Genomic DNA, 23,354 nt, shown 5'->3' with positions numbered 1-23,354 from the left:
GGCCCATGGGCCGATCGGGACGGGTGCCCCTACCCTGAAAGCGACGCGGCGCGCGATACGGATCAGCGCGCCATCAACTTGCTTACAGCTGAAATTCTGCCTGCCGTTCAAAGCCACGCAGCACCGGCGCACCGGCGTTAAATTCGGGCCGCCAGGACACCTGACCCCCGCGCTTATAACCTACGCGCACTTCGCCCAAACCCCGATTCATAAAGAGACAAGCAATCCGCCCGCCCTCTTTCACCTGCTCCAACAAGGCTTCGGGCACCTCGCCCACCGCGCCCTGAATGATCACAACGTCATAGGGGCCATGCTGCGGCGCGCCCTCGGTCAGCGGGGCGACATGCACGATCACATTGTCCGCCCCTGCCTGCGCCAGCGCCTCCTGCGCCTCGGCGGCCATCGCCTCCTCTTCTTCGACAGCGACGACGGCCTCGGCCATATGGGCGATCACGGCGCTGGAGTAGCCCATGGCGCAGCCGATATCGAGCACCAGCTCGTCGTTCGTGATGTCGAGGTGATCGAGCATTTTGGCCAATGTCCGCGGATCAAGCAGCACCCGGTCCTGACCGAGATCGAGATTCTCACCCAGATAGGCGGCCTCGCGCTGCGCGGCTGGCACGAAGTCTTCGCGCTGCACGGTCAACATCGCGTCGATGATTGGAAACTTGGTCACATCCGAAGGGCGGACCTGCGTATCTACCATGGTTACGCGGCGGGCGGCGAAATCACTCATCAGCTAAACTCATTCGTTCAGGGTGTCTGAAGAGTGATGTGCCACATTGCCGGGCCAGCGGCAACGCCCTGACCGCATTTTCACACGCATATGGGTCTTGCGGCCTTCCTCGTGATCCGTTAGCAGTGCGCCAACCACCGGTCGGCGAGTTGGCGGAGTGGTTACGCAGCGGATTGCAAATCCGTGTACAGGAGTTCGATTCTCCTACTCGCCTCCATTTAAAATCAACTACTTAGCTGATTTTTTCAAAATCCGTTGATGCAAGTCTAAACAAATGTCTAAACATTCTGTTTTTGTTCCGTTCTCTTCAGGGCCGAACGCGCGGCACCCAATTGTGCCGAAGAAGCCTATGCTTCTGCGTCGCCAAACAGCCAAAGAAGAACGATCGCTAACAATGGGGTTAACAACAGTGAAACCAGAACCCAGAACACTTGGCTACGCCCTCTAGTTTTTGCCATATCACTTGGCAATAAAATGTAGATCCAAAGGACGAACACCACAGCGACCAGAACAATTACGATACTGAGAAGTTCTTCCATGCTTCGCCCATCCCGTTATTCTTCCCGACATGGATCGAAAACCCGCGATGGCTAGCTTCTGTTCCGTTCTGTCCGCTTGCGCTGAGCTTGCTGTGCTCTGATCCGCTGCCGGACCTTTTTGGTGTAGTGAAGAACCATGGCTGGACTTTGGCCCGTCACGGCAGCGACCAGATCATCACTACAGCCAGCTTCGACCAGCTCACAGGCCGCATTGTAGCGCCAGCTATGGATGTCATAGTCGAGCGCACCGATCCGATCCCTAACCTTCCTGACCGCGGCAGAGGCGCCCCGGTAGGACCAACGGTTGGTCCCACGCTCATTTGTGAGAATGAAGATTGAGTGCCGACTTGCCGCGTCAAGAGCGGCTTGCAGCTCGTCGAGTATTGGAACCCAGAGCTCCTTCTTCGTCTTGCTCTGCCGTACGAAGAATGCGCCGTCCTGAATGTCGGACCACCGCATGTCCAATACGTCTCCGATCCGCTGGCCCGTACCGACACACAGCTCCATGACAAGCCGTTCACGCGTCTCAATGGGGCAGCTATCCCGATAGGCCTCCAAAAGCTCATGAGGCCATGGTTCACGCTCCTGCTTTACGGTCTTCAGCTCAGGAACACCGCGCGCCGGATTGGTATCTCGCCAGCCAAGGTCCACACAGTGCTCCATGAGGACCCTGAGGATCCTGAGTGAGTAGTTAGCGAAATACGCCTTGTCGGCGTTTGCGTCTCGCAAGCGGATCACATCCTTGCGCTGCATCTTGGCCGGATTCCGGTCCCCCATGATGGTAGCGAAGAAGACGAGGTGCTTGTCGTAATCAAGCGCCGTGCGGGTCTTCAAATTCGCGTACCGAGGCGACTTGTGATAGCTCTTAATGAGTGCATGGAAGGTTCGAGATGTGACGACGCGCGGCTTGTCCTTTTCGCTGAGTATATCAGCGTATTCTTTCCAGAACGCGGGCGTTCCAAACTCATGCTCAAACTTCTGGGAGGACCATCCTCGCCGCTGGAAATACAGCCCGTTGCGCTGCTTGTAGACATGCTTTGGCAGCTCACGTTTGGTCATGGCGCATGTCTATCCCCGCGTACTCGTCATCCTCACGCTCTTTGGATAGCACAAGTTCAATCCTTTTGCCTTCAACTGTGACACGGCTAACCGCCTTGCCTGCATTTTCGAACGCTCTGAGCAGGGATAGAGCGCGTTGCTCAATGCTAGCGGTGGACATCAGGTCCACCTTGAGAGGGATACTAGTGACAACACACCGAAGTCGTCTGGTGAAGTGTTCCAGAAGGGGAATATGCGCCGCAGACGCGGCTTAGCTTCGCCGCCCGTTTGACGGTTCGGCTTCGCGACTGCTCGATAGGTTTCTGCCGAAATGAACCTGTTCAATAACTTACAGGGCGACCATCGCAGAGCGGGGCTTCTGTAGAACGGGATATTTACATGATCCATAACTGACATCTCAAGCAAGTCGGGTGTGCGCGTCCGTGGGACGAATGGGACGACCCCATGCAAACCCATGCAAACCACTTTCTAGACGTCAGTTAGGCTAATATATTGCGATCTCGCAAATGGCAGATCACGCGCCCCGTCACTAGGCGCATTAGGCGGGCATTACATTCTGAAACATTTTGTGATCAAAGGGACTGGATTGACGCAAGGCTTACAGTACCGGTGACTTCGGGTCCCGTCACTAGATGCAGTATTGTATCGAGGGATATACGCATGAGCGCGCGTTACTGGTTTGATTCAGAACACGCGCTTTGTCAAGTTTGCGGAATGAGCTGGCTAGCTACTTTGTAGCTAACCCACTTGCTGGGGCACACTTGCATTTTCGGGTGAGCACGACAAAAGAGATTGCGTTGAAGGTCGCGCACTGGCTCAACTACACGGGTGCGCCATGAACACGTTCCCGCTCACGCCCCCCCCCTTTAGCCCATTTACTAGGTAGCCCATTCTTCGGATGGTAACTGCTTCAGGTGGGCGCATACCGCACCTTTAAAGAGGGTCGCGCTTCGGCTAGCCTCAAATCATTCTATCCAAGTGATCTGAAGGAAAAGCCTTTTGGAAATTGAACATCATTACTTCTCAGAAGAGGTCGGTCGTGCCGTTGGTAATTACGTATATAGACTTATTGACCCCAGAAACGGGGAGACCTTCTACATAGGAAAAGGAACTGGAAACAGAGTATTTCACCATGTAAGCGGTGAATATCCAGTGCAAAAAGATGAGGAAGAGGACACTGCGTCTCTTAAGATTTCTCGAATTCGAGAGATTCTAGGAGCGGGGTTACAGGTCGTCCACGTAATCCATCGACACGAAATCCCGGATGCCGCCATTTTTGAAGTTGAAGCCGCCCTAATCGACGCTTTCCCGGGCTTAAGTAACATCCAAGGCGGTCACGGAAGCGGCTCAAAGGGTCCTATGAATACGAAGGAGGTTATAGACAAATATGACTTACCTACAATTTCCGCGGGCCCCGATGAGCGCCTCGTTCTGCTAAATATCAACCGGCTAGAGAATAAATCTAACCCGGATGCAATTCTCAGGCAAACTAGGCTGGCATGGCGTATTTCCAGACGAAAGGCACAGGCCGCCAATTATGTACTCGCGGTAGTTCGCGGAGTAGTCGTTGGCGCGTTCATCGCAGACAAGTGGCTTGACGCGACGCACGCAAACTTCCCCGAGGCTATTTCTTTAGATAGCGAAATGCCGCAACGTAAAGGATTTGTGGGGCGAGTGGCTCCCGACGCAATCTGGGAGAAATTTGTCGGTGAACGAGGACGCCGCATAGAAGTCGAGGCAATGAAACATATCCAGAACCCCGTCCGATACTGGAATATATCATAGGCTTTAGGAAATATATGCGCTTTAACTCGCCTATGCCGTGCAACAATGCAACGAAACAGGGCCCGGTCGTGGCGAATAGATAGGAATACGAGGTGTAATATAAAATGCCCAGCAACACAGTGATTTCCGAAGATCAAAAAAACTTCAGGCAGGGTCATCACCTTAGACTTGAACGTTTCGCCGAACAACTATTCGGTGAAAAGTATTGGAAAAGCGCCAATACTCAGAGCATTCTATTCTGGAAGAAGTTCTATATCGATGTTTTTGAAGTACTAGACTCTTCGGTCTTCCAATCTATCGGTGCGGTGGACGAGCACCACAGGAATGCGATCCAGAAAGAAATTAGCCAGTTCTCAGAAAGAGCAAAAGAACTCAAATTAAAGGACGAAATACATAGCGAGCTAATCGCCAGCCTATTTCGGTTAAACTTTCTTCTACTCGGACGAGAACCATATAAGGCTCGCGGGAAGCAACGCGAGCTTTCAACTTTCCGAACGCTCACCTACTCGCAAACCGAAGAACAACTAAGCTGGCTTTTGCAAGGCCATATTCAGCGAAATGCCCAACAGCACGGATTTGTCGATAGCTTTGAAGCAGACTACGCATTCTTAGAGTGGTGCGTAGAAAATAAGCGGAAAAGGGGAGACCGGTCAAACTATGTCGATTGGGTAAGGCTGAAATATCCGGATACTTACTTCAAGTACAAATAGATCAAAGGATCTCGACGGTGACGGCAGTCGGCATCTCTCAGCGTTTCAATCTGAGGGGGCTTAAGATTTGCCCGCACAACTCACTACTCTAACTTTGCTGGCTTGGGGATCGAGGGCGCCTTGAAGATACGACTGCCAATGACAATGCGCATGTCCATTTAGTTCGCCACGTGTGAGGGCGGGACAGTCTCTGTGTTGCGGCCGCAGCGAACGCCCGGTTCGGTGAATCTGTACAGCAGCACTGGGTATCTACGTGAACGCCGGGTCTGAGACAAAGGAAGCAGGTTAATTCTAGATTGGGCACCCCTTTTGCAACCAACGTCCGCTGCACATCCGCACGCAGCTACACTGAAGTTCTATAAAGTCCGCACAACCCGTTCGCCCCGGTCGCGACAATTGGTTCTTAACAGACCAACGCCGGGTCAGACACCTTAGTCCGCAATGCGCATGAAGCCGAATTTGCAAATTCCGGCCCAGCCCCCGACGATAGAGCTTGATATCGCATGCTTCTGATGCCGGGTGCGAACCCTAAGCGGACCCAAATCAAACCAATCTTCATTCGCGAAGGAAACGAGACTCAGCAGCTATAAGCGTCCGCTTGAACTACCGTAGAAGCGGTCGACGTGCTGGACGACGAGACAACAAAAGCATTTCCGCCTAACTGGGCAACCGAGTTTCGTACTTTATTGAACGAGCTTGTGACGTCCATCGCCTCATCAAGACCCATTGCCTCAGAGCCTGTCACTGGACCCAGAAACTGGCAAGCATCTGCTGTCTGGAGCGAAATTTGTCTAACTTTTTTCCCTCCTTGAGATAGTTCTGTGCTGCAACCAGCCAACGTTAGGAAAATGGAAACTTGCAGAGCGCACCGCATAGATACTCCTCGCTTAGATTATGCTGAACCAGCAAAACACGGAAAACTTACGTTTGAAACCCCTGATTGAAACGAGAGACCATTTTCGTACTCCTAATAGCACTTTGCTCTTATTCCGAACTATAGCATTTCTAAAATACACCAGCCGAGAATGGTCTCAATCTTACCAGTTCGTGACGCATGCGGCACAAGTCGCCTACCGACATTTCGCTATAGCGCCGTGAGCCCATTTTGGCGACGATTGCAGTTGTGCTAAGCATTTAGGGCTGATGGCACCGTTCGCTGCAGGCCATAACGCCCAAACAGGGAGCCTGTTAAACACCGATGCCGCGCCTGGCACCCAAACCCGATGTCTCCAGCTTTGCGGCGGAGCGAAATGTTCTTCTGCCTGCTCAAATCCTGTCTAAACATTCACCCTATGTTCCGCTGCTCACCATCGCCTTTCTAAACATTTTCGCCAATAAATTCAGAGACAATCACAGTCTTGCAAATCCGTGTACACCGGTTCGATTCCGGTACTCGCCTCCATTTTATTTTTATGCATATTCGGTTGTTTTGCCCCTTTGGGGACGCTGAGTTAGCCGAAAGCGGCCCTTAACGCCTACATGCGAGCCCACCCCCCCCTAAAAAAAATGGCGTCTTTCCCCTAATAGGTAATGCCAGCCGCGGCACAGTCCCTCGCAGCTACATGAGAGGGGTCCGGCATTGCGCCTTTCCCGTCACCTGAAGCAAGGCGGTCTACTGTAATGGCAGCCGACTCGGCGAAAGGCTTTGCCTGTCCCGCACCAGTTTCCTTGCTGCTATCCTCATTACCCTGCGAAGACCCGGCGATTTCTGCTGCCTCAACCTCTGCCTGCAGGCCAGCACAATGCTCTACGATCGCAATCATGACAGCGCGGTCATCGGTATTGTATTCCTCTTCGCCAAGATAGAGCGGTTCCGCCGCCGCCGCGCCCGAGAAGCACAGCGCGAGGCTCAAAGTCGCGACAAGGGACGGCTCGGCATTTCTCATCGGATCACCCTCAATATTCCTCAGCTAGATATTCGCGCATCTCGGCCACAGCCTCTGCCGAGACCGCGCCGCTCTGGCGGTCCCCGGTATTGCGCAGGTAGGTCAGCAGATCGGCGACTTGCGCGTCGGTGAGTTTCCACGCGAAGGGCGGCATGGCCAACATGCTGGGGATCGTCTCGGTCGGCTGTGCGCGGGCACCGCCGAGAATGACCCGGATCGCAGTCGAAGGGTCCTTGGCGTGCAGTTTGTTAGACGTGCTGAGCGGGGCAAAGAAATAGGGCACGCCCGAGGCATCGGCCACGTGACAGGCGGCGCAATTGTCGAAGTAAAGCCCTTCCCCGGCCTCCATCCGCTCCGTCTCCGGGGCCTCTTCCGGCTCGCGCGCCGTGTCGTCGAGGCTCTTGAGATAGGTGGCGACGGACCGCAGATCTTTCTTTTCCAGAAACTGGGTTGAGATCGAAACAACCTCGCCCATGCGCTGCATCGGGGCGGTATGTTTGGCACGTCCGTATTTTAGGAACTCGAAGATGTCGTCCTCGCTCCAATGCGCAATGCCGCCGTTCTCTCCGCCGCGGATATTGGGGGCGAACCAGTTCTCCAGCGTGCCGCCGCGCAGGTATTCACCGTCCTTGCTGGCACCGAGAAGGTTCTTGCCGGTGTGACAGCCGCCACAGTGCAGCGGCCCGTCAACGAGGAAACGGCCACGGTTCCATGCCTCGGAACGATCCGGGTCGGTCACAAATTCCGCGTCCTCGAAGAACAACAGCTTCCAGCCGCTCACCGACATGCGGACGTTAAGCGGGAACGGCAGATCGTTCTCCTCTTCCTCAACATGCACCGGCTCGAGCGATTGCAGATAGGCAAAGATCGCATCCGTCTGCTGCCGGGTCATCAGGGTGAAATAAGGATAGGGCATCGCCGGGTAGAGGTGACGCCCCTCGTCGTCGATCCCCTCGTTCAGCGCGTTATAGAAATCCTCGCGCGACCAGCGGCCAAGCCCGGTCTCGTCATCCGGGGTGAGGTTAGCGGAATAGATCGTGCCGAAGGGGGTAGCCAGCGCCCTGCCCCCGGCAAAAGGGATACCGTCGTTGTCGATATCCGTGTGGCAGGCTTTGCAATCGCCCGCCTGCGTCAGGTAGCGGCCCCGCTCCACTTCGGAGGAGGCAAGCTCCTGCGCCTGCGCCGGAACAAGGCTCGCGCCGCAGAGGGCGGTGATCAGGGCCAGCCGCTTCATGCCTGCACCAGCGGGCCGGGGTCGGCCATATATTGATCGATGATTGCCGCGACCGACCAATAGGCCAGCGCTGCCACGGTTCCGGTCGGGTTGTAGCCCGCGTTTTGGGGAAACAGCCCCGCCCCGGCGACGAAGAGGTTGTGCAGGTCCCAACTCTGGCAATAGCGGTTACAAACGCTGGTTTGCGGGTCGGTCCCCATGATCGTGCCGCCAGTGTTATGCGTGGTCTGATAGGGCATTGAGTCGTAGGATCCCTTGCGCTCGGCCACATTGACCTCGCGTCCGCCCATGCCCCGGGCAATCTCTTCGGCCACCGGGGTGATATGGGCGGTCAGACGGCGGTCGTTCAGCGTGAAATCATAGGTCATGCGCAAAAGCGGCCTGCCATGTCGGTCGGTATAAGTGGGATCGAGATCAAGGTAGTTGCTGCGATGCGCCATCGAGGCGCCGTGCACGCCCACGGTGGTGGTCTTGAGGAAATTGGCCCGGACCGACTGTTTCCATTCGCTGCCCCAGCCCGGCACGCCCTCGGGCACCGGATGGCTTTCGATGGGGCGCGCGTTGGTCGTGTAGCAGGCGATATAGCCGCCCCCGATGAAGCCCAGCCCGGAATGGTCGAAATTGTCGCCGTTGTATTCATCCACCGCCATGCCGAGCGCGCCCGCGCCGACAAAGCCGTTGGTATATTCCTCATCGTAAAAGACCGTCGCGCCGGACATCACCTGATAGCAGTAGTTCTTGCCCACCACGCCTTCGCCGGTCTGCGGATCATAGGGCGTGCCGATGTCGGACAGCAGCATCAACCGGGCGTTTTCCAGTGGGTAGGCACAGAGCACCACGACCTCGGCGGGCTGAAAGAACTCCTCGCCACTGGTATCGACGTAGGTGACGCCAGTAGTGCGCGTGCCGTCGGGCGATTTTTCGACCGAGAGCACTTCGGAATCGGTGCGTAGGGTGAAATTCTCCCGTTTCATCAGAACCGGAATGATCGTGGTCTGCGGCGAGGATTTGGAATAGTTGCCGCAGCCGTGTTTCTCGCAAAAGCCGCAATAGGTGCAGGGGGCCAGCTGCAGCCCCAGCGGATTGACATAGGCACGCGACATATTGGCCGAGGGCACCGGGAAAGGGTTCAACCCAAGCTCCCGCGCCGAAGCCTCGAACCGGTCCTGCGAGAAGGTCATCTGCATCGGCGGGTTGGGGTAGTCATCGCTGCGCGGCCCCTCGAAGGGGTTGCCGCCTTCGCGGATGTCGCCCCGCAGGTTGCCCGCCGTGCCGCAGATGCCGCAGATCTTCTCGAAATAGTCGAAATGCGGCTCCAACTCCTCATAGGTGACACCGTAGTCCTGCACCGTCATCCCCTCGGGCAGCGGGCCATAGCGTTCCTCGTTATGGCTTTTCGCGACGAAATCCGATGGCAGGAAACGGTAGGTCTGGCCGTTCCAATGCACGCCCGAGCCGCCCACGCCATTGCCCGGCAGGAAGGACCCCCAGTGCCGCATTGGCAGCGCCGTCTGTGCGCCGTTGTTGCGAAAGGTGACAGTGGATTGCGAGGCTTCCTGAAACATGCCGTGGCGCCAGTAATAGCGCAGCTCGTCCTGCGCGAAGGTGGTGGCGAAATCCTTGGGCGTGTCGCGCCACGGGCCGCGTTCCAGTGCCAGCACCTCCATCCCGGCGGCGGTCAGCTTCTCGGCGTAGATCGCCCCGGTCCAGCCGAAACCGACCAGAACCACGTCGACCTTAGGAAGCTGTTTCGTCATCGTGTCACCTCGTGTCTCATTCAGAGCTGTTCCAACCGGGACGGCCCATCAGGCTGACCGGCGGCAGATCAATGCGCGCGCCGTTGTGGCCCAAGAAATCGCGGTAGTCATAGCGGGTGCCCGGAAAGCCAACGTAGTGCCAAGCCACCATGTCTCGGTTGCCGCCGTAGATCGGATCGGCGAAATAGCCTTCGATGGTATTTTTCAGGATCAGGTCAAAGAACGCCTTGGCCGAGACCCCCTCGAAAGTGATTTCCTCGTCGTCCATCCCCTTGAGGATCTCATCCTGTTGCGCCTCACTCAACGCGGCAAAACCGACGTCCTGCTGTGCGCGGCAATAGGCGTCGAGTTCGGCAAGCGCGTGGCGGTAAAGCTCTGCCGGGGGGTGCTCACTTTGATAGCCTTGGGTCGCCGTGCCTTCGCGGAAGGGGCCCTTCATGTACCAATGTTGCCCACGGCCATAGAACCCCGCCATCTGCCGGTCGAGGAAGGTGATCACATCAGCCTCAACCGCCCCCGGCCCATCCCCATCCGACGGGATCAACCGCGCGCAGATCGCAGCGACGGCCTCGCGTTCTTCGGGGGTAAAGAACCGATCCTCATGGGTGCCGTAATAAGGCGGTTGGCCCTTCAAAGGCTCCCAAGGCATCCCCTCGCCCCGGCCATAGATCGCGCCGAAGACAGCCGAAGGGGCGGCGATGGCGGTGCCGCCGAACAGCAGGGATTTCAGAATTTTGCGGCGCGTCGGAAAAGACAAGTGACCCCTCCAAGTGATGCATGTAGCCTCGGGCGTAATGCGCCCTGTGGTAGAAGCTGGATCGCTTTTACCGGGGGTCAAGAAAAATTGATCGGGCCTTTGGGAAACCCAACCCCGTCTCAATTCGTTCGGAACGAAACGCGCGCGGGCGGCGTTCCTGTTAGGGAACGACCAAAGGGAAATAAGACCTTGCTTAGCGATGCTTGGATCCGAACCTATTGTGGACCGGCACCGGGGCCGGAGGATTTTTGGTTTCGCTGGAACTTCGATCCGCTCCTTCTGGCCGCTCTCTCCCTGCTCTTCATCGTTGTCCTGCGCGCGCGCAGTCGGCACGGGATGTTGGCTGTGGCGGTTCTGGTGCTCGCCTTCGTCTCGCCGCTCTGTGCGCTTTCTTCGGCTTTGTTTTCGGCGCGGGTGGTACATCACGTGCTGCTCTTTGCCGTCGCCGCACCGCTGCTGGCCCGCGCATGGCCCTCGCGGCGAGCAGGTGGTGCGATGGCGGCCTTCGCGGTCTCGACCGTGGCGCTTTGGGGCTGGCATCTGCCAGTGGCCTATGACCTCGCGCTCTCGCATGTCGGGGTGTACTGGCTGATGCAGATTAGCCTGCTCGGCGCTGCCTTATGGTTCTGGCGCGCAGTCTTTGCCCCCGGCCGCACGCCCGTCGAGGCGCTGACCCTGCTCATCGCCGGTTTTGCCCAGATGGGTCTTTTGGGGGCGATCCTGACCTTCGCGCCCGAGGCACTTTATGCCGCTCATGCCGTTGCCCCCCTGGACTGGGGCTTCTCGCCGCTGGCCGACCAGCAGCTTGGCGGCATCCTGATGTGGGTGCCTGCGGGATTGCCCTATGCGGTCGTCGCCGGGGCCGTGGCACGGCGCGGATGGGCGACCCTGCGGGCGGGCACCACGTGAGCGGCTGGTTCCCGGTTCTCATCACACTCTTCAAAGGCGTGCATATCGCCGCGCTTATCCTGTGGTGCGCCGGGCTGCTTGCCCTGCCCCTGATGCTGTCGCGCCACGATCCCAACGCTACGGTGGAAGAGTACAGCCGCATCCGCCGCGCAACTCATACGACCTATGCCATCCTCGTCACCCCCGCCGCCGTCGTGGCGGTGGTGGCAGGCACATGGCTGATCTTCTTTCGCGAGGTTTTCGTCCCCTGGCTTTATGCCAAGCTGCTGTTTGTCGCGGCGCTTGCCGCCGCTCATGCCTGGATCGGGCATCTGGTGGTGCAGGTGGCCGAGAAGCCAGAGAAACACCGCCTGCCCCGATCCTACCTGCCGATCACTGCCGTCGGCATCCCCGTCATCGCGATCCTCATGCTGGTTTTAGGCAAGCCCGACCTCTGGGACTTCCCCCTGCCCGGCTGGCTGCTTGAACCGCGAGGCGGTCAATTGCCCTTCGATGTGCCCAAACGATAATCAAAGACCAATTTGCCCCCATGCCAACCCGTGAACCCCACCATCACCGCGCCCAGCCCCGACAGGAGGATGCCGTAAGGCAGCACCGCCGCCTCATAGCCATAGAGCCGGTGGCCCCAGTTCGCGCCCAAGACCGCCAGCAGGGTCACGGCGATGATCGCATGGGTCCAAGCCGCCGCGCGGGAGCGGATGCCGCTCACGAGCAAGAGTTCAGCAGCGCCGGAAAATCCCGCCAGCACGCCAAAGAAAAACGCCGTCCCCGCCGCCCAGAGAGCCGCCCGCGCCCAAAAGCCATCGCCGGTCCACCAATAGAGCAGATCGGCGCCCAGCAGGCAGAAAGCCAGCGCGATGGGAAAAGCCACGCTCATGGCATGGATCGGGTGGCCCTCAAGCGCGATGCGGGTCTCGGTCTCTTCATAGCCGGGCTGAGAGGCGATCGGGTCGATCAACCGGTCCTCGCCCGTCTCATTGCTTTGCTCGCTCATCGGGGCAGGCTCCTTCGAGGGGTGATTGCAGGGACAACGTGCGGTGTGCTGATTGGTTGCAGCGGCGATCTGTCGGTGGTCGATCCGGCGGGTCCGGCGGCGCGCGCCATTGCGACGCTCTGGTGGGTGATGTTCATCGGCGCGGGGCTGATCCTCGCGCTGGTGGCGGCGCTGGTGATCGGCGCCTTTAGGACACCCCGGCAGGCGGAAAATGCCACGCGGGATGAAAAGGTCTGGATTATCGGTCTGGGCCTGTGTTTCTCCATCGCGGTCCTCGCGGCCCTGCTGGCCTATGGTCTGGTCACCGGCGAGCGGCTGATGCCCCGCGCCGTGGCGGATGTGGTGCGGGTCGAGGCCGAGGCCCGGCAATGGGCCTGGCGCTTTTCCTATGACGACCGCCCCGGCCATGTCACCGAGAACCTGCTGCACATCCCCGCCGGGCGGCCCGTGGATGTGGCGATCACCAGCCGGGATGTGGTGCACAGCTTCTGGGTGCCGCGTCTGGCCGGAAAGCTGGACGCCATTCCCGGTCATGTCAACGTGCTGCGGATCGAGGCCGATGCCCCCGGCACCTACCAAGGCCTGACCGCCGAGTACAACGGCGAGGGCTACAGCCGCCATACCTTCTCGGTCGAGGCCCATGACCCGGCGGGCTGGGCCGCCTTTACCGCGAAGGAGACGCCATGAACGCGCTGCGCCGTCACCGCAAGCTGGATGCGATCTGGGCCTCAGAGCCGGGCTGGAAAGGCTGGACCAGCAGCGTAAACCATTCCGACCTCGGGCGGATGTTTCTTGTCACTGCCTTCTTCTTCTTCCTCGTCGGTGGTGTGCTGGCGATGCTGATCCGCGCGCAACTGGCGACACCCGATTCCGCCTTCGTGGATGCCGGTGCCTTTGCGCAGTTCTTTACCATGCATGGCACGATCATGATGTTCCTCTTCGCCATTCCCGCCTTTGAGGGGCTGGCGATCTATCTGCTGCCCAAGATGCTGGGCACCCGCGACCTCGCCTTCCCGCGGCTCACTGCTTACGGCTACTGGTGCTATGCCTTCGGCGGCGCGATGCTGCTGGTGGCGCTGCTCTTCGGCATCGCGCCCGATGGCGGCTGGTTCATGTACCCGCCGCTGACCGGGCCGCTGCATTCGCCCGGCATCAACACAGATTTCTGGCTGATCGGCATTACCTTCGTCGAGATCTCCGCGATTTGCGCCGCGGTGGAGTTCACAGTCTCGATCCTGAAATACCGCGCGCCCGGCATGTCGCTCGACAAGATGCCGATCTTTGCTTGGTACGCGCTGGTCACTTCGCTGATGATCCTCACCGGTTTTCCGCCGCTGATCCTCGGCTCGGTGCTGCTTGAGGTTGAGCGCGCCTTCGGCCTGCCGTTCTTCCAAGCCGATCTGGGCGGCGACAGCCTGCTTTGGCAGCACCTGTTCTGGCTGTTCGGCCACCCGGAGGTCTATATCATTTTCCTGCCCGCCGCCGGGGTGATCTCGACCGTGATTCCCGTGATGGCACGCACGACGCTGCTGGGCTACGGCTGGATCGTCGCGAGCGCTTTGGCGTTGGCCTTTCTCAGTTTCGGGCTCTGGGTGCACCATATGTTCACCACCGGCATTCCGCATATGGGGCTGGCGTTTTTCTCGGCCGCCTCGACGCTGGTGGCTGTGCCGACGGGGGTGCAGGTCTTTGCCTGGATCGGCACCATGTGGAAAGGTCGGCCCGAGTTGCACATGCCGATGCTGCACATCCTCGGTTTTTTTGTCACCTTCATCATCGGCGGGCTGACCGGCGTGATGGTGGCCGTTGTGCCCTTTGACTGGCAGGCCCACGACACGGCCTTTATCACCGCGCATCTGCACTATGTGCTGTTCGGCGGTTTCGTCTTTCCGATGCTGGCGGGGATCTACTACTGGCTGCCGCTGGTGAGCGGACGCAAGCGGCTGTTCCGGCTCGGCGAACTGGCCTTCGGGCTGATTTTCGTGGGTTTCCACGGCACCTTTCTGGCGATGCATTGGGTCGGCCTGCTGGGCCAACGCCGCCGGATCGAGACCTATGACGAGACCGGCTGGGGGGTCATCAACTTCGTCTCTTCGGTCAGCAGTTTCGTCATGGCGATCGGCCTTGCGATGGTGCTGGTCGACATCATCATCCATGGCTTCGTCGCGGTGCGCGGCCCGCGCAACCCGTGGCGGGCCGGCACCTTGGAATGGGCTGGCATGTCGCCGCCCGCCTCCTATAACTTCGCCAGCCTGCCCATGGTGGGCGCGCGAGCCCCGCTCTACGACACCCCGGGTCTGGCCAACCGGTTGGCCAAGGGCGAAGGCTACCTCGGCGCGCCCGAGGCGGCCCGGCGCGAGACCTTGATGGTCGATGCGGCCAGTGGTCGCCCCGAAGCGCTGGTCATCTATCCCGGCAACACACGGCTGCCGATCCTGATGGCGGCGGTGACGGGCGGGTTCTTCCTGTCGATCCTGCTCAAGTTCTTTTGGCTCACCCCGCTGGCACTGGCCGGCGTGGCGGCCTTGGCACTGGTCTGGGTCTGGCAATTGGGCGCGCGCGCCGATCAAGGTCCGCAAAAGGTTGGGCGCGGCACGACCTTGCCGCTGGCAAGCGAGGGCGACAGATCGCCGGGCTGGTGGGGCTCGACCTTCCTGCTGGTGGCCAATGCGACCTTCTTCGGCTCCCTTCTCTTTGGCTATGCCTTCCTCTGGACCGTCGCGCCCGGCTGGCCCCCAGCCCACTGGCTCGCTCCCTCTTGGGTCGAGCTTGCCTTCGGCATCGGTGCAGCGCTCGTCGCTGCCGTGGCCCAGCACCTGAGCGCCCGCCGCAACCGCGCGGGCTCCGCCCCGATGGTCGCCCTTGCTCCGGCGTTGCTGGCAACGGTTGCCACGGCGGTGGTGTTCGGGGCCCTGCTGCTGCGCCTGCCGCCCCCGGATGGCCATGCCTATGCCGCAACGCTCCTGATCCTCGGCGCCTATGGGCTGGCCCATGCTCTGCTCGTGGGGCTGATGCAGGGCTTTCTGATCCTGCAGGTCCGGCGTGGTTTCACGTCGCCTCAGCGTCGGGCGGGGTTCGCCATTGTGGCGCTCTGGTCCGACTATCTGGCGGCGATCACGGTGCTGATCCTGCTTGCGGCGCATCTGCCGGGGATGATCGCGTGAGAGAGTTGTTGCGCATTCTCTTGCCGCTGCTGGTCTGGCTGGCCAGTTTCAGCGCGATCTACGGGCTGCACGGCCTCGGCTGCGCCCTTGGCTGGCCGGAGGTCGCTTGGCTCGGCTTGTCATTTTTTCGCTGGGCGCTGCTGATAGCCTGGCTCGCCGCGATTGTGCCGCAACTGCTTCTTCTGCTGGCGGTGGGGAAATGGTCTTTTGGTCCGACCTCCGGGTTCTACCACAAGGTAAATCTTGCGACCTCCTTGTCCGGCTTGACCGCGACGGTCTGGACTTCTTTCCCCATAGTCGTGACATCCACCTGCGGTTAGAGAGGGTCAACCAGCACGGGCCTGCCCCGGCTCCGTTGGGCAAATCAGATAGTGGCCGAAGTGCCCCTTTCGCCAGGCGGACTTAATGAGGTTCAAATGGGGCCATCCAGACGAAACACAATGCAGCTGCGCTGCCACCCATGCCGGACCGTTCGAACGCAGCGCTCGCTACAGGCCCTCCCCTAAGGCTTTCCCGCGCCAAAAGCCCATTGAGAACAGGTGACTTTACCGCCAGCTTAACCTACCCTCGTCCTTCGCGACCGAAACAGAGAAATAGAGGTTCTTGGTGAACACGCGCTTTTTAGAAACCTTCGTCACGGTCGCCAATTTGGGAAGCTTCCGGGCGGCAGCCGAGCAGTTGAATGTCAGCCAAGCGACGGTGTCCAGTCGGATTTCCTCACTTGAGACGGACCTTCAGGTGGACCTGTTTGACCGTGAATTCCACGCCACCCGGATCACGGTGGCCGGGGCGATGATTCTCGATAAGGCGCAAGAGATGCTCGCGACAGAGCGCAATTTGCGCAACACGCTCTCCGATCCCACCACCGCCGCGGGGCGGGTGCGTTTGGGGTTGGTGTCTTCGGTCGTGCATACTTGGCTTTGCGACCTGATCGAAGAGGTGGCGCGCTGCTATCCCCGCCTGGAGCTTGAACTGACGGTCGAGCCCACGCCGAACATCGCCGCGGCCTTTGAACGCGGCGCGCTGGATATGTTGCTGACGACAGATGACCGCCACGACCAAACCTGCGTTTGCGCGGATTTGCCGCCGCTGGCCATGGGATGGTTCGGCCCCGAGGGGATGCGCGACGAGAAACTGTCCCTTGCGGATGTCGTTACCAGCCCGCTGATCACCTTCACCCGCAATTCACGCCCGCACGCCAATGTTCTCGCGCTTTTCAGCGATCGCGGCCTGCGGCCTTCGATCGTGCATTGCATCACCTCGATGGCTGCGATTGCGCGGTTAACGCAGCGCGGGCTGGGCATCGCGACCCTACCGCTGGCCTGTGATTTGGCCGGGCCGGGAATCTATGAACTTGATGTCGATGCGCAACTGCCGCCCCTGCCCCTCTATTGCATCTGGCGGCGCAGTTCCGACGTAGCCACCTACAAGGCAATCGCCGATCTTGCGCGGGCCTGTGCAGAGCGTCATCAGCGGCAGACCTGACACGGCTTGAATTGGCCTGATCGGAAAACCCTATCACCCCCCCCTGAATAATCCCGTTTGTCGTTGGACCCCATCTCGGCAAGTGTGCCCCAACAACAATCGACAAAGCTTGACCGCACCTCGACACAGACGGGCCGTGCCCCGCCACGTGACGGGAAAGCTTTGTCCAAGGATCAGGATGCAGAATGAGCAATATCCGTACAACCGATCAGGCCCAGCTTTTCGTCTGGAGCGATATCGACCCCGATCATGAGGCTGACTTCAACCAGTGGTATGACCGGGAGCATATGGAAGAGCGCGTTCGCATTCCGGGCTTCACCGGCGCGCGGCGCTATCGTGCGGTATCGGGCTCGGCACGGCGCTACCTCGCGCTTTACCGCGCCAGCAGCCTTGCCGATTTCACCTCGGAAGCCTACCGCAAAGCCTTTACCAAACAGACCCAATGGTCGATCACCAACTTCGGGCGCATGTCCAACACCCGCCGACGGGTGATGCAGGTCGCGCAAGAGGGCGGCTTTGGCTGGGGCGGCGCGCTGGTGCTGATCGAACTGGTGCCAGATGCCATGGAGAGCGACGCCGTCGCCGACATGCTTGGTAAATTGATGGCCGAAGAGGGTGTGCTGCGCGTGCATCACATGATCCCCGACGCAACCCTTTCGACCCCGCTGCCGTCTGAAAACACCGAAGGGCGCGTTCTGGCGCCTTGCATCGCGGTAGATGTGACGTCAGAGCCGATCGCCGAAGCGACCCTGCGCCAACTGACCGAAAAGCTGGGCGGCGCGGTGCGCGAGGCCGAAACCTTCCGCCTGATGTGGTCATTGGACGCGCAAGACCTGCCCGCATTGGAAGACTGAGTGAACCACCCTGCCCTGCCAAAACGGCAGGGCAAGAACAACAAACCACCCCAACAGGAGATACCACAATGAAACACCTTCTTATCGGAACCGCGGTCGCGGCCCTGACAGCCGGTCTTGCCCATGCCGAAACGTGGAAAATGTCGGCCGATGCGCCTGACGGCAACTATCTGACCCAGAACATCCGCGCCTTCGCTGATGACGTGGCCCGCCTGTCGGATGGCGCGCTGGAAATCGACGTTGTGTCGAACTCGGTCCTGCTCAAGCGCCCCGAGCTAAAGCGCGGCGTGCAGCGCGGCATCGTTCCCATCGGCGAAGTCCTGATCTCGGCGCTTGGCAACGAAGACGCGGTTTACTCTGCCGATGCCGTGCCGCTTTTGGCGACCACATTTGACGAGGCCCGCGCGCTTTGGGAAGCCTCCCGCCCGATCTACGAAGAAAAGCTCGCCGAAGATGGTCTGGTGCTGTTGTTTGCCGCCCCTTGGCCGCCGCAGGGCGTTTACATGAACCAGGAAGTGACCGACGCCGCCTCCTTCGAAGGTGTCAAATTCCGCGCCTACAACCCCTCGACCGCGCGTCTGGCCGAGCTGTTGGGTGCCGTTCCCGCCACCATCGCCACCTCCGAGATCAGCCAAGCCTTCTCGACCGGTGTCATCAACGGCATGATCACCTCGCCCTCGACGGGTGTCGACAGCCAAGCATGGGATTTCGTGTCGCATTACTATGATGTGCAGGCCTTCCTGCCTAAGAACATGGTGATCGTGAACAAAGGGGCCTACGACGGCCTGTCTGACGAGGTGAAAACCGCGCTGCAAGAAGCGGCTGAACTGGCGGAAACCCGTGGCTTTGAGATGGCCGAGGAAGCCACTGGCGAAGCAACCAACACAATGGCCGACAACGGCATGAACGTCCTGCCGACCCCCGAGGGGCTGGCCAGCGACTTTGAAACCATCGCCGCGACGATGCGCGCGGAATGGCTGGAACAGGCTGGCGAAGAAGGTCAGAAAATCGTCGACGCGATGAACTGATCTCAGCAGGCCCGGGCAGCCGTTTGCCCGGGCCTTTTTCCACATAGACCGGGGTATTTGCCCCCTCCCCGCCCCCTTATTCGGAGCCCGCCGCCATGATGCTGACCCGCCATCTCTTCAACTTTTGCGGAGCCTTGGCCGCGCTGTCCTTGCTGGGGATCGCGGTCTTGATCCTGTCGCAGATTGGCCTGCGTTTGATGGGAAGCCAAATCCCGTCAGCCGATGATTTCGCGGCATGGGGGCTGAGTGCGTCGATCTTCCTGGCGCTGCCGGCCACGCTGATACGGGGCGATCATATTCGCGTCACATCGTTGCGGCAGTTGATGCCGGGACGTCTGGGTCATATCGCCGATATTCTGGCGGCAGCCTTTGCCGCCGTGATGATGGGCTGGGTCGCTTGGGCGATCTTTGGCTATGTCCACGAAAGCTGGACCTATAATGAAGTCAGCCAAGGCGTGGTGGCCGTCCCGCTGTGGTGGCCGCAATCCGCGATGGTGCTGGGGTCGGTACTGTTTGCACTGGCCTTTGCCGAGCGCACCCTGCGCCTGATCCTTGGGCTGCCAGTCGAGAGCGACGATACAAACGAACAAGGTCGGGGCGAATAATCATGGATATTTTTCTGCAATCGGCCGTTCTGGTCGTGACCTTGCTTGTGCTTTTGGGCTTGGGCATCTGGGTTGGCGTGGCGCTGATGGCTTCGGGCGTCGTGATTTTCATGATGTTCACCTCGACGCCGGTCGATGCGATCCTCGGCACCACCATGTGGGCCCATTCCGCCAGCTGGACTTTGACGGCGCTGCCACTGTTCATCTGGATGGGCGAAATTCTTTACCGCACACGTCTGGCCGAAGACCTGTTTTCCGGTCTGGCCCCTTGGGTCGGGCGGCTGCCCGGTGGGTTGGCGCATGTGAACGTTGTCGGCTGCGGGATCTTCGCGGCGGTGTCGGGATCATCGGCGGCCACGACAGCCACCGTTGGCCGCATTTCCCTGCCCGAGCTGAAATCGCGCGGCTATGCCGACCGGCTGGCCATTGGCTCCTTGGCCGGATCGGGCACGCTTGGCCTGTTGATCCCGCCGTCGATCGTGATGATCGTCTATGGCGTCGCGGCCCAAGTGTCCGTGAACCGCCTGTTCATCGCGGGCGTGGTGCCGGGGCTGATGCTCATGGCGCTGTTTTCGGGATATATCGCGATCTGGGCAAAGATGAACCCTGACGGCGTGCCAGACCCCGAACCCCGCATGCCCCTGGGTGAGCGCCTGCGCCGCCTGCGGATGTTGTTGCCGGTGGTGGGCTTGATCATCGGGGTCATCGGCTCGATCTATGCCGGCGTGGCCACCGCAACCGAAGCCGCCGCCATCGGTGTGGCCGGGGCGCTGATCATCGCGGCTTTTGGCCGGTCGCTGAACGCCGAGACCTTCGTCGCCTCGCTTCTGGGGGCCACCCGCACCTCTGCGATGATCGGGCTGATCCTGCTTGGCGCGGCCTTTCTCACCTCCGCGATGAGCTTTTCGGGCTTGCCCGGGCAGCTGGCCGAACTCATTTCCGCCAGCGGGCTGAGCGCTGCGGGTTTGATCGCCGTGCTGACCGTGTTCTTCGTGCTCCTTGGCTGTTTCCTCGATGGGATCTCCATCGTTGTGCTGACGACTTCGGTTGTAATGCCGGCCGTGGCTGCCGTGGGGATCGATCCGGTGTGGTTTGGGATCTACCTGATCATCGTCGTCGAAATGGCGCAGATCACGCCGCCGCTGGGGTTCAATCTGTTTGTGATCCAGAGCCTGACTGGTAAATCGATCTTTGAGATTACCCGCATGATCATCCCCTATTTCATGATCTTGGTGCTGGCCGTGATCCTGCTGACGGCATTCCCCGGCATCGCGACGTGGCTTGTAGAGCAAACGATTTAAAGGCTGATTTGATGACACACACCCCTCAATCCCATCTCGACGCGGCCCGTACCCGCGCTGCCGCGCCCGATTTCACCAGCACCTTCGATGATCCGGTCGAAGGCGAAGGGCCGCTGTCGGGGCTGAACGTCGCGGTCAAAGACCTGTTCGACGTGCGGGGCCAAGTCACCCACGCGGGGTCGCAGGTCCGCAAAGCCACAGCGCCCGCCACCAAGGATGCCGCGGCGGTCGCGCGGCTGCGCAGCGCAGGCGCGGGGCTGATCGGCCACGCCAATATGACCGAGTTTGCCTATTCCGGCCTCGGCCTGAACCCACATTACGGCACCCCCCTCACCCCTTTGAAAGAAGGCTGTATCGCGGGCGGCTCAACCTCGGGCGGTGCCTCTGCCGTGGCGCGGGGCGTGGCTGACATCGCGCTTGGGACAGACACAGGCGGCTCCGCGCGTATCCCGGCGGCCTTTTGCGGGCTCTTCGGGTTCAAGGCCACGGCACAGACGATCTCCCGCGTGGGGGCGGTGCCGCTTTCCCATTCGCTTGATAGTGTCGGCGTGCTGACCCGGGAAGTCGGCCTGCTGCGCCCCGTATTGAACGTTTTACGCGACCGTCCGCTTGCCGCGTCCGCTGCGCCGCGCGCCGTCATCGTGCCCGAAAATTTCGGCATGGACGAATTGGACCCCAAGGTTGCCGATGCCTTCGAAGCCGCCCTCGAAGCGCTTCAGGCATCTGGCGTGAGCCTACGTCGACAAACGCTCGACTTCTTTGATGACTACCGCGCCCTGCCCGTCTGGCAGTTCTCGGCAGTGGAATCCCGGGCCCATCACGGGGCGCATTTCAACGACGCCCGCGCAGAGCTTGATCCGCGTGTGGCCTCACGTATGGCGCGGGCGGATGGTGTCACCGGGATCGAGTTTGCCCGCACGATCGCCGCGCGGGAAGCACTGATCGCACGGGCGGCGCATCTGTTTGGCGACACGCCAGTCGCCCTGCCGAGCGTGGCCCTCATGCCGCCAAAGCTGGATGACCTGCGCGAGGACGCCACCTATGACCGCATCAATCTTCTGGCGCTGCGCAACACCAGCCTTGCGAATGTAATCGACGGCTGTTCGGTCAGCATGCCGATCACCAGCCACCCCGGCGCGGGGCTGATGCTGACCGCCGCTGCGGGCCGGGATGCGATGCTAATCAATATGGCCGAAACATTGCAGGGCGCGCTGTGAGCGAAACGGCCAAGCGCCCCTTAGGCTATGTGGCCTTGGGCGCCCAGCGCTACCGTGTGACTCATGTCAGCGATCCCATGCTATCGGGGATTTCCGATGTCGCGGTCATAGGCGACAGGATCGTTGTCCTCAGACGGCAAGCGCCTGAACTGGTCATGCTCGGGCTGGACGGCACGATGTTAGGCGAAACCGCTGATCTGCCGCAGTTCGTTTGCGGCCATGGCCTGCGCGCGACCTCCGCCAGCCAACTCGCCGCCACGGACATGGACGGCCACAAGGTCGTGCTGCTTGATGACACCTTGCAAGAAACCGCCCGTATGGACTGCGCGGAGCATCCCGGCTTGGGGCGGCCCTTCAATCATCCCTGCGATTGCACCCAAGGTCCGGACGGACGCTATTATGTCGCTGACGGATATGGCAACAGCGCCGTTCATATCTTTGACCCAGCACTGCGCCACCTCAGAACCTTTGGGCATCCCGGGACCGAAGCGGGCGCGTTTTCGACCCCGCACTGCCTGATGTTCGACAGCCAAGGCAGGCTTTGCGTGGCGGACCGCGAAAACAACCGCGTTCAGTTATTTGACCCCGAAGGCATCTGGCTGGGTCAGATCGAAGGCCTGCACAAGCCGATGGCGCTGGCGTTGACATCCGAAGGCGTCTTGCTGGTCACTGACCAAACCCCGCGCCTCTCTGCATATGCCCCGAATGGTGAGCTGATTGGCCGCTGCCGCACCTTTTCAACCTATGGTCACGGATTGGCTGTGCAGGACGATGGCACCATCGTAATCGCCGAAATGAACCCAGATCGACTGACCCTGCTGATCCCCGTGCCCGATGCGAAGGTAGGTTAAACCGCCCACAGAGCGTTCCTCAGGATCATGCACCCTATCCTGCAGGCCGCCGCGCCCGGGAAAGGTCCGCCCCGCGTTCCAGCCTGACAATGGCCTTCAATCGCGGGTCAAACCCATCCCAGGCGGCGCATCTCAGTTTACGATGGCCTTGACCAACAACGTGGCTGCGGCTGCAAGGTAGATATCATTGCCATCGACGACATAGACTTCATTTCGGCCCGGGCGTGAAAGGCCGCGGGCGCGCCAGTTCTTGACGACGACGACATCCTGCTTGCGGAGACGCTGGCCAACCGCATGCCGATGGCGCTGCTGTTTCACCACCTTCACCTTGGCGCCGCGATCAACACGGCTGTGTTGAACATCCGCTCTGTCGGCCATTGCCGTCATCGGCACGAAAGCCACTGTGGTGGCTGCCAATAGCACGACAGTCGTGCATTTTTGCATCCGGTTTTGCATTGGGTCTCTCCTCTTTGCTTACGTCAT

Annotated in this window: 24 protein-coding genes and 1 tRNA gene; 15 read left to right on the top strand and 10 right to left on the bottom strand. The window is 60.1% G+C overall.

What is annotated here, in order from left to right; translation table 11 throughout:
- Window positions 1-82: 82 nt before the first annotated feature.
- Window positions 83-736, bottom strand: a complete 654-nt coding sequence (locus tag J3456_RS01875; protein WP_349578655.1) for a protein-L-isoaspartate O-methyltransferase family protein — start codon at window positions 734-736, stop codon at window positions 83-85.
- 143 nt (window positions 737-879) lie between these two features.
- Between J3456_RS01875 and J3456_RS01870 the strand changes: the two genes are divergently transcribed.
- Window positions 880-953: transfer RNA gene (locus J3456_RS01870), tRNA-Cys, on the top strand.
- A 130-nt stretch (window positions 954-1,083) separates the two neighbouring features.
- Here the strand turns inward: J3456_RS01870 and J3456_RS01865 are convergent.
- Window positions 1,084-1,275 (bottom strand): hypothetical protein, encoded by a 192-nt coding sequence (locus J3456_RS01865; protein ID WP_349578654.1) that lies wholly within the window; start codon window positions 1,273-1,275, stop codon window positions 1,084-1,086.
- A 51-nt stretch (window positions 1,276-1,326) separates the two neighbouring features.
- On the bottom strand, window positions 1,327-2,334 hold the full coding sequence (locus J3456_RS01860) for a tyrosine-type recombinase/integrase (RefSeq protein WP_349578653.1): 1,008 nt from the start codon (window positions 2,332-2,334) through the stop codon (window positions 1,327-1,329).
- A 999-nt stretch (window positions 2,335-3,333) separates the two neighbouring features.
- Here J3456_RS01860 and J3456_RS01855 point away from each other — a divergent pair.
- Window positions 3,334-4,119: an LEM-3-like GIY-YIG domain-containing protein gene (locus J3456_RS01855; protein ID WP_349578652.1), complete on the top strand. Its 786-nt coding sequence runs from the start codon at window positions 3,334-3,336 to the stop codon at window positions 4,117-4,119.
- A gap of 104 nt (window positions 4,120-4,223) precedes the next feature.
- Window positions 4,224-4,829, top strand: a complete 606-nt coding sequence (locus J3456_RS01850) for a hypothetical protein (RefSeq protein ID WP_349578651.1) — start codon at window positions 4,224-4,226, stop codon at window positions 4,827-4,829.
- Between the two features lie 577 nt (window positions 4,830-5,406).
- On the opposite strand, the gene J3456_RS19400 is transcribed toward J3456_RS01850, so the two are convergent.
- The 5 genes from J3456_RS19400 to J3456_RS01830 all read right to left on the bottom strand — a co-directional run bounded on the left by J3456_RS19400 (window position 5,407) and on the right by J3456_RS01830 (window position 10,463).
- Window positions 5,407-5,703 carry a DUF4156 domain-containing protein gene (locus tag J3456_RS19400; protein WP_502989478.1) on the bottom strand — a complete coding sequence of 99 codons (297 nt, stop codon included), beginning with the start codon at window positions 5,701-5,703 and terminating at the stop codon, window positions 5,407-5,409.
- A gap of 646 nt (window positions 5,704-6,349) precedes the next feature.
- Window positions 6,350-6,715 carry a hypothetical protein gene (locus tag J3456_RS01845; protein WP_349578650.1) on the bottom strand — a complete coding sequence of 122 codons (366 nt, stop codon included), beginning with the start codon at window positions 6,713-6,715 and terminating at the stop codon, window positions 6,350-6,352.
- A 10-nt stretch (window positions 6,716-6,725) separates the two neighbouring features.
- A complete protein-coding gene (locus tag J3456_RS01840) occupies window positions 6,726-7,949 on the bottom strand; it encodes a c-type cytochrome (RefSeq protein ID WP_349578649.1) in 1,224 nt (407 codons plus the stop codon).
- Window positions 7,946-9,706, bottom strand: a complete 1,761-nt coding sequence (locus J3456_RS01835; protein ID WP_349578648.1) for a GMC family oxidoreductase — start codon at window positions 9,704-9,706, stop codon at window positions 7,946-7,948. The genes J3456_RS01840 and J3456_RS01835 overlap by 4 nt, the downstream gene beginning before the upstream one ends.
- Before the next feature lie 16 nt (window positions 9,707-9,722).
- Window positions 9,723-10,463, bottom strand: coding sequence for a gluconate 2-dehydrogenase subunit 3 family protein (locus J3456_RS01830; RefSeq protein WP_349578647.1), 741 nt, complete (start codon window positions 10,461-10,463; stop codon window positions 9,723-9,725).
- Between the two features lie 189 nt (window positions 10,464-10,652).
- Here J3456_RS01830 and J3456_RS01825 point away from each other — a divergent pair, with 189 nt between their 5' ends.
- Window positions 10,653-11,372, top strand: coding sequence for a cytochrome c oxidase assembly protein (locus tag J3456_RS01825; protein ID WP_349578646.1), 720 nt, complete (start codon window positions 10,653-10,655; stop codon window positions 11,370-11,372).
- A complete protein-coding gene (locus J3456_RS01820) occupies window positions 11,369-11,881 on the top strand; it encodes a HemJ family protein (protein WP_349578645.1) in 513 nt (170 codons plus the stop codon). The genes J3456_RS01825 and J3456_RS01820 overlap by 4 nt, the downstream gene beginning before the upstream one ends.
- Here the strand turns inward: J3456_RS01820 and J3456_RS01815 are convergent.
- On the bottom strand, window positions 11,851-12,366 hold the full coding sequence (locus J3456_RS01815; protein WP_349578644.1) for a DUF2231 domain-containing protein: 516 nt from the start codon (window positions 12,364-12,366) through the stop codon (window positions 11,851-11,853). The genes J3456_RS01820 and J3456_RS01815 overlap by 31 nt on opposite strands.
- Before the next feature lie 45 nt (window positions 12,367-12,411).
- On the opposite strand from J3456_RS01815, the gene J3456_RS01810 reads away from it, so the two are divergent.
- The 10 genes from J3456_RS01810 (at window position 12,412) to J3456_RS01765 (ending at window position 22,871) form a co-directional block, all read left to right on the top strand.
- Window positions 12,412-13,053, top strand: a complete 642-nt coding sequence (locus J3456_RS01810; RefSeq protein ID WP_349578643.1) for a cytochrome c oxidase subunit II — start codon at window positions 12,412-12,414, stop codon at window positions 13,051-13,053.
- On the top strand, window positions 13,050-15,530 hold the full coding sequence (gene ctaD, locus J3456_RS01805; protein ID WP_349578642.1) for a cytochrome c oxidase subunit I: 2,481 nt from the start codon (window positions 13,050-13,052) through the stop codon (window positions 15,528-15,530). The genes J3456_RS01810 and ctaD overlap by 4 nt, the downstream gene beginning before the upstream one ends.
- Window positions 15,527-15,850: a hypothetical protein gene (locus J3456_RS01800; protein ID WP_349578641.1), complete on the top strand. Its 324-nt coding sequence runs from the start codon at window positions 15,527-15,529 to the stop codon at window positions 15,848-15,850. The genes ctaD and J3456_RS01800 overlap by 4 nt, the downstream gene beginning before the upstream one ends.
- 286 nt (window positions 15,851-16,136) lie before the next feature.
- Window positions 16,137-17,015 (top strand): LysR family transcriptional regulator, encoded by an 879-nt coding sequence (locus J3456_RS01795; protein ID WP_067627078.1) that lies wholly within the window; start codon window positions 16,137-16,139, stop codon window positions 17,013-17,015.
- Window positions 17,016-17,200: 185 nt separating this feature from the next.
- Window positions 17,201-17,869 (top strand): hypothetical protein, encoded by a 669-nt coding sequence (locus J3456_RS01790; protein ID WP_349578640.1) that lies wholly within the window; start codon window positions 17,201-17,203, stop codon window positions 17,867-17,869.
- A 68-nt stretch (window positions 17,870-17,937) separates the two neighbouring features.
- A complete protein-coding gene (locus J3456_RS01785) occupies window positions 17,938-18,897 on the top strand; it encodes a TRAP transporter substrate-binding protein (RefSeq protein ID WP_349578639.1) in 960 nt (319 codons plus the stop codon).
- Between the two features lie 95 nt (window positions 18,898-18,992).
- Complete coding sequence (locus tag J3456_RS01780) at window positions 18,993-19,502, top strand: TRAP transporter small permease (RefSeq protein ID WP_349578638.1); 510 nt, start codon at window positions 18,993-18,995, stop codon at window positions 19,500-19,502.
- 2 nt (window positions 19,503-19,504) lie between these two features.
- Window positions 19,505-20,803 (top strand): TRAP transporter large permease, encoded by a 1,299-nt coding sequence (locus tag J3456_RS01775; protein ID WP_349578637.1) that lies wholly within the window; start codon window positions 19,505-19,507, stop codon window positions 20,801-20,803.
- Between the two features lie 11 nt (window positions 20,804-20,814).
- Entirely contained in the window at window positions 20,815-22,020 is a 1,206-nt protein-coding gene (locus J3456_RS01770) for an amidase family protein (RefSeq protein WP_349578636.1), read from the top strand.
- Complete coding sequence (locus J3456_RS01765) at window positions 22,017-22,871, top strand: NHL repeat-containing protein (RefSeq protein WP_349578635.1); 855 nt, start codon at window positions 22,017-22,019, stop codon at window positions 22,869-22,871. The genes J3456_RS01770 and J3456_RS01765 overlap by 4 nt, the downstream gene beginning before the upstream one ends.
- A gap of 132 nt (window positions 22,872-23,003) precedes the next feature.
- Here the strand turns inward: J3456_RS01765 and J3456_RS01760 are convergent, their stop codons facing one another.
- Complete coding sequence (locus J3456_RS01760) at window positions 23,004-23,327, bottom strand: RcnB family protein (RefSeq protein ID WP_349578634.1); 324 nt, start codon at window positions 23,325-23,327, stop codon at window positions 23,004-23,006.
- Window positions 23,328-23,354 lie beyond the last annotated feature (27 nt).

It is taken from the genome of Sulfitobacter sp. NFXS29 (assembly GCF_040148765.1).
Taxonomy (GTDB): domain Bacteria; phylum Pseudomonadota; class Alphaproteobacteria; order Rhodobacterales; family Rhodobacteraceae; genus Sulfitobacter.
The sequence above is the reverse complement of the archived record's forward strand: the minus strand, read 5'-3'. Positions and strand labels throughout refer to the sequence as shown.

Excerpts from the sequence above, each read along its gene's own strand:
- J3456_RS01875 (WP_349578655.1), bottom strand. The coding sequence starts at position 736 with ATGAGTGATTTCGCCGCCCGCCGCGTAACCATGGTAGATACGCAGGTC.
- J3456_RS01865 (WP_349578654.1), bottom strand. The coding sequence starts at position 1,275 with ATGGAAGAACTTCTCAGTATCGTAATTGTTCTGGTCGCTGTGGTGTTC.
- J3456_RS01860 (WP_349578653.1), bottom strand. The coding sequence starts at position 2,334 with ATGACCAAACGTGAGCTGCCAAAGCATGTCTACAAGCAGCGCAACGGG.
- J3456_RS01850 (WP_349578651.1), top strand. The coding sequence starts at position 4,224 with ATGCCCAGCAACACAGTGATTTCCGAAGATCAAAAAAACTTCAGGCAG.
- J3456_RS19400 (WP_502989478.1), bottom strand. The coding sequence starts at position 5,703 with ATGCGGTGCGCTCTGCAAGTTTCCATTTTCCTAACGTTGGCTGGTTGC.
- J3456_RS01845 (WP_349578650.1), bottom strand. The coding sequence starts at position 6,715 with ATGAGAAATGCCGAGCCGTCCCTTGTCGCGACTTTGAGCCTCGCGCTG.
- J3456_RS01840 (WP_349578649.1), bottom strand. The coding sequence starts at position 7,949 with ATGAAGCGGCTGGCCCTGATCACCGCCCTCTGCGGCGCGAGCCTTGTT.
- J3456_RS01835 (WP_349578648.1), bottom strand. The coding sequence starts at position 9,706 with ATGACGAAACAGCTTCCTAAGGTCGACGTGGTTCTGGTCGGTTTCGGC.
- J3456_RS01815 (WP_349578644.1), bottom strand. The coding sequence starts at position 12,366 with ATGAGCGAGCAAAGCAATGAGACGGGCGAGGACCGGTTGATCGACCCG.
- ctaD (WP_349578642.1), top strand. The coding sequence starts at position 13,050 with ATGAACGCGCTGCGCCGTCACCGCAAGCTGGATGCGATCTGGGCCTCA.
- J3456_RS01790 (WP_349578640.1), top strand. The coding sequence starts at position 17,201 with ATGAGCAATATCCGTACAACCGATCAGGCCCAGCTTTTCGTCTGGAGC.
- J3456_RS01785 (WP_349578639.1), top strand. The coding sequence starts at position 17,938 with ATGAAACACCTTCTTATCGGAACCGCGGTCGCGGCCCTGACAGCCGGT.
- J3456_RS01780 (WP_349578638.1), top strand. The coding sequence starts at position 18,993 with ATGATGCTGACCCGCCATCTCTTCAACTTTTGCGGAGCCTTGGCCGCG.
- J3456_RS01775 (WP_349578637.1), top strand. The coding sequence starts at position 19,505 with ATGGATATTTTTCTGCAATCGGCCGTTCTGGTCGTGACCTTGCTTGTG.
- J3456_RS01770 (WP_349578636.1), top strand. The coding sequence starts at position 20,815 with ATGACACACACCCCTCAATCCCATCTCGACGCGGCCCGTACCCGCGCT.
- J3456_RS01760 (WP_349578634.1), bottom strand. The coding sequence starts at position 23,327 with ATGCAAAACCGGATGCAAAAATGCACGACTGTCGTGCTATTGGCAGCC.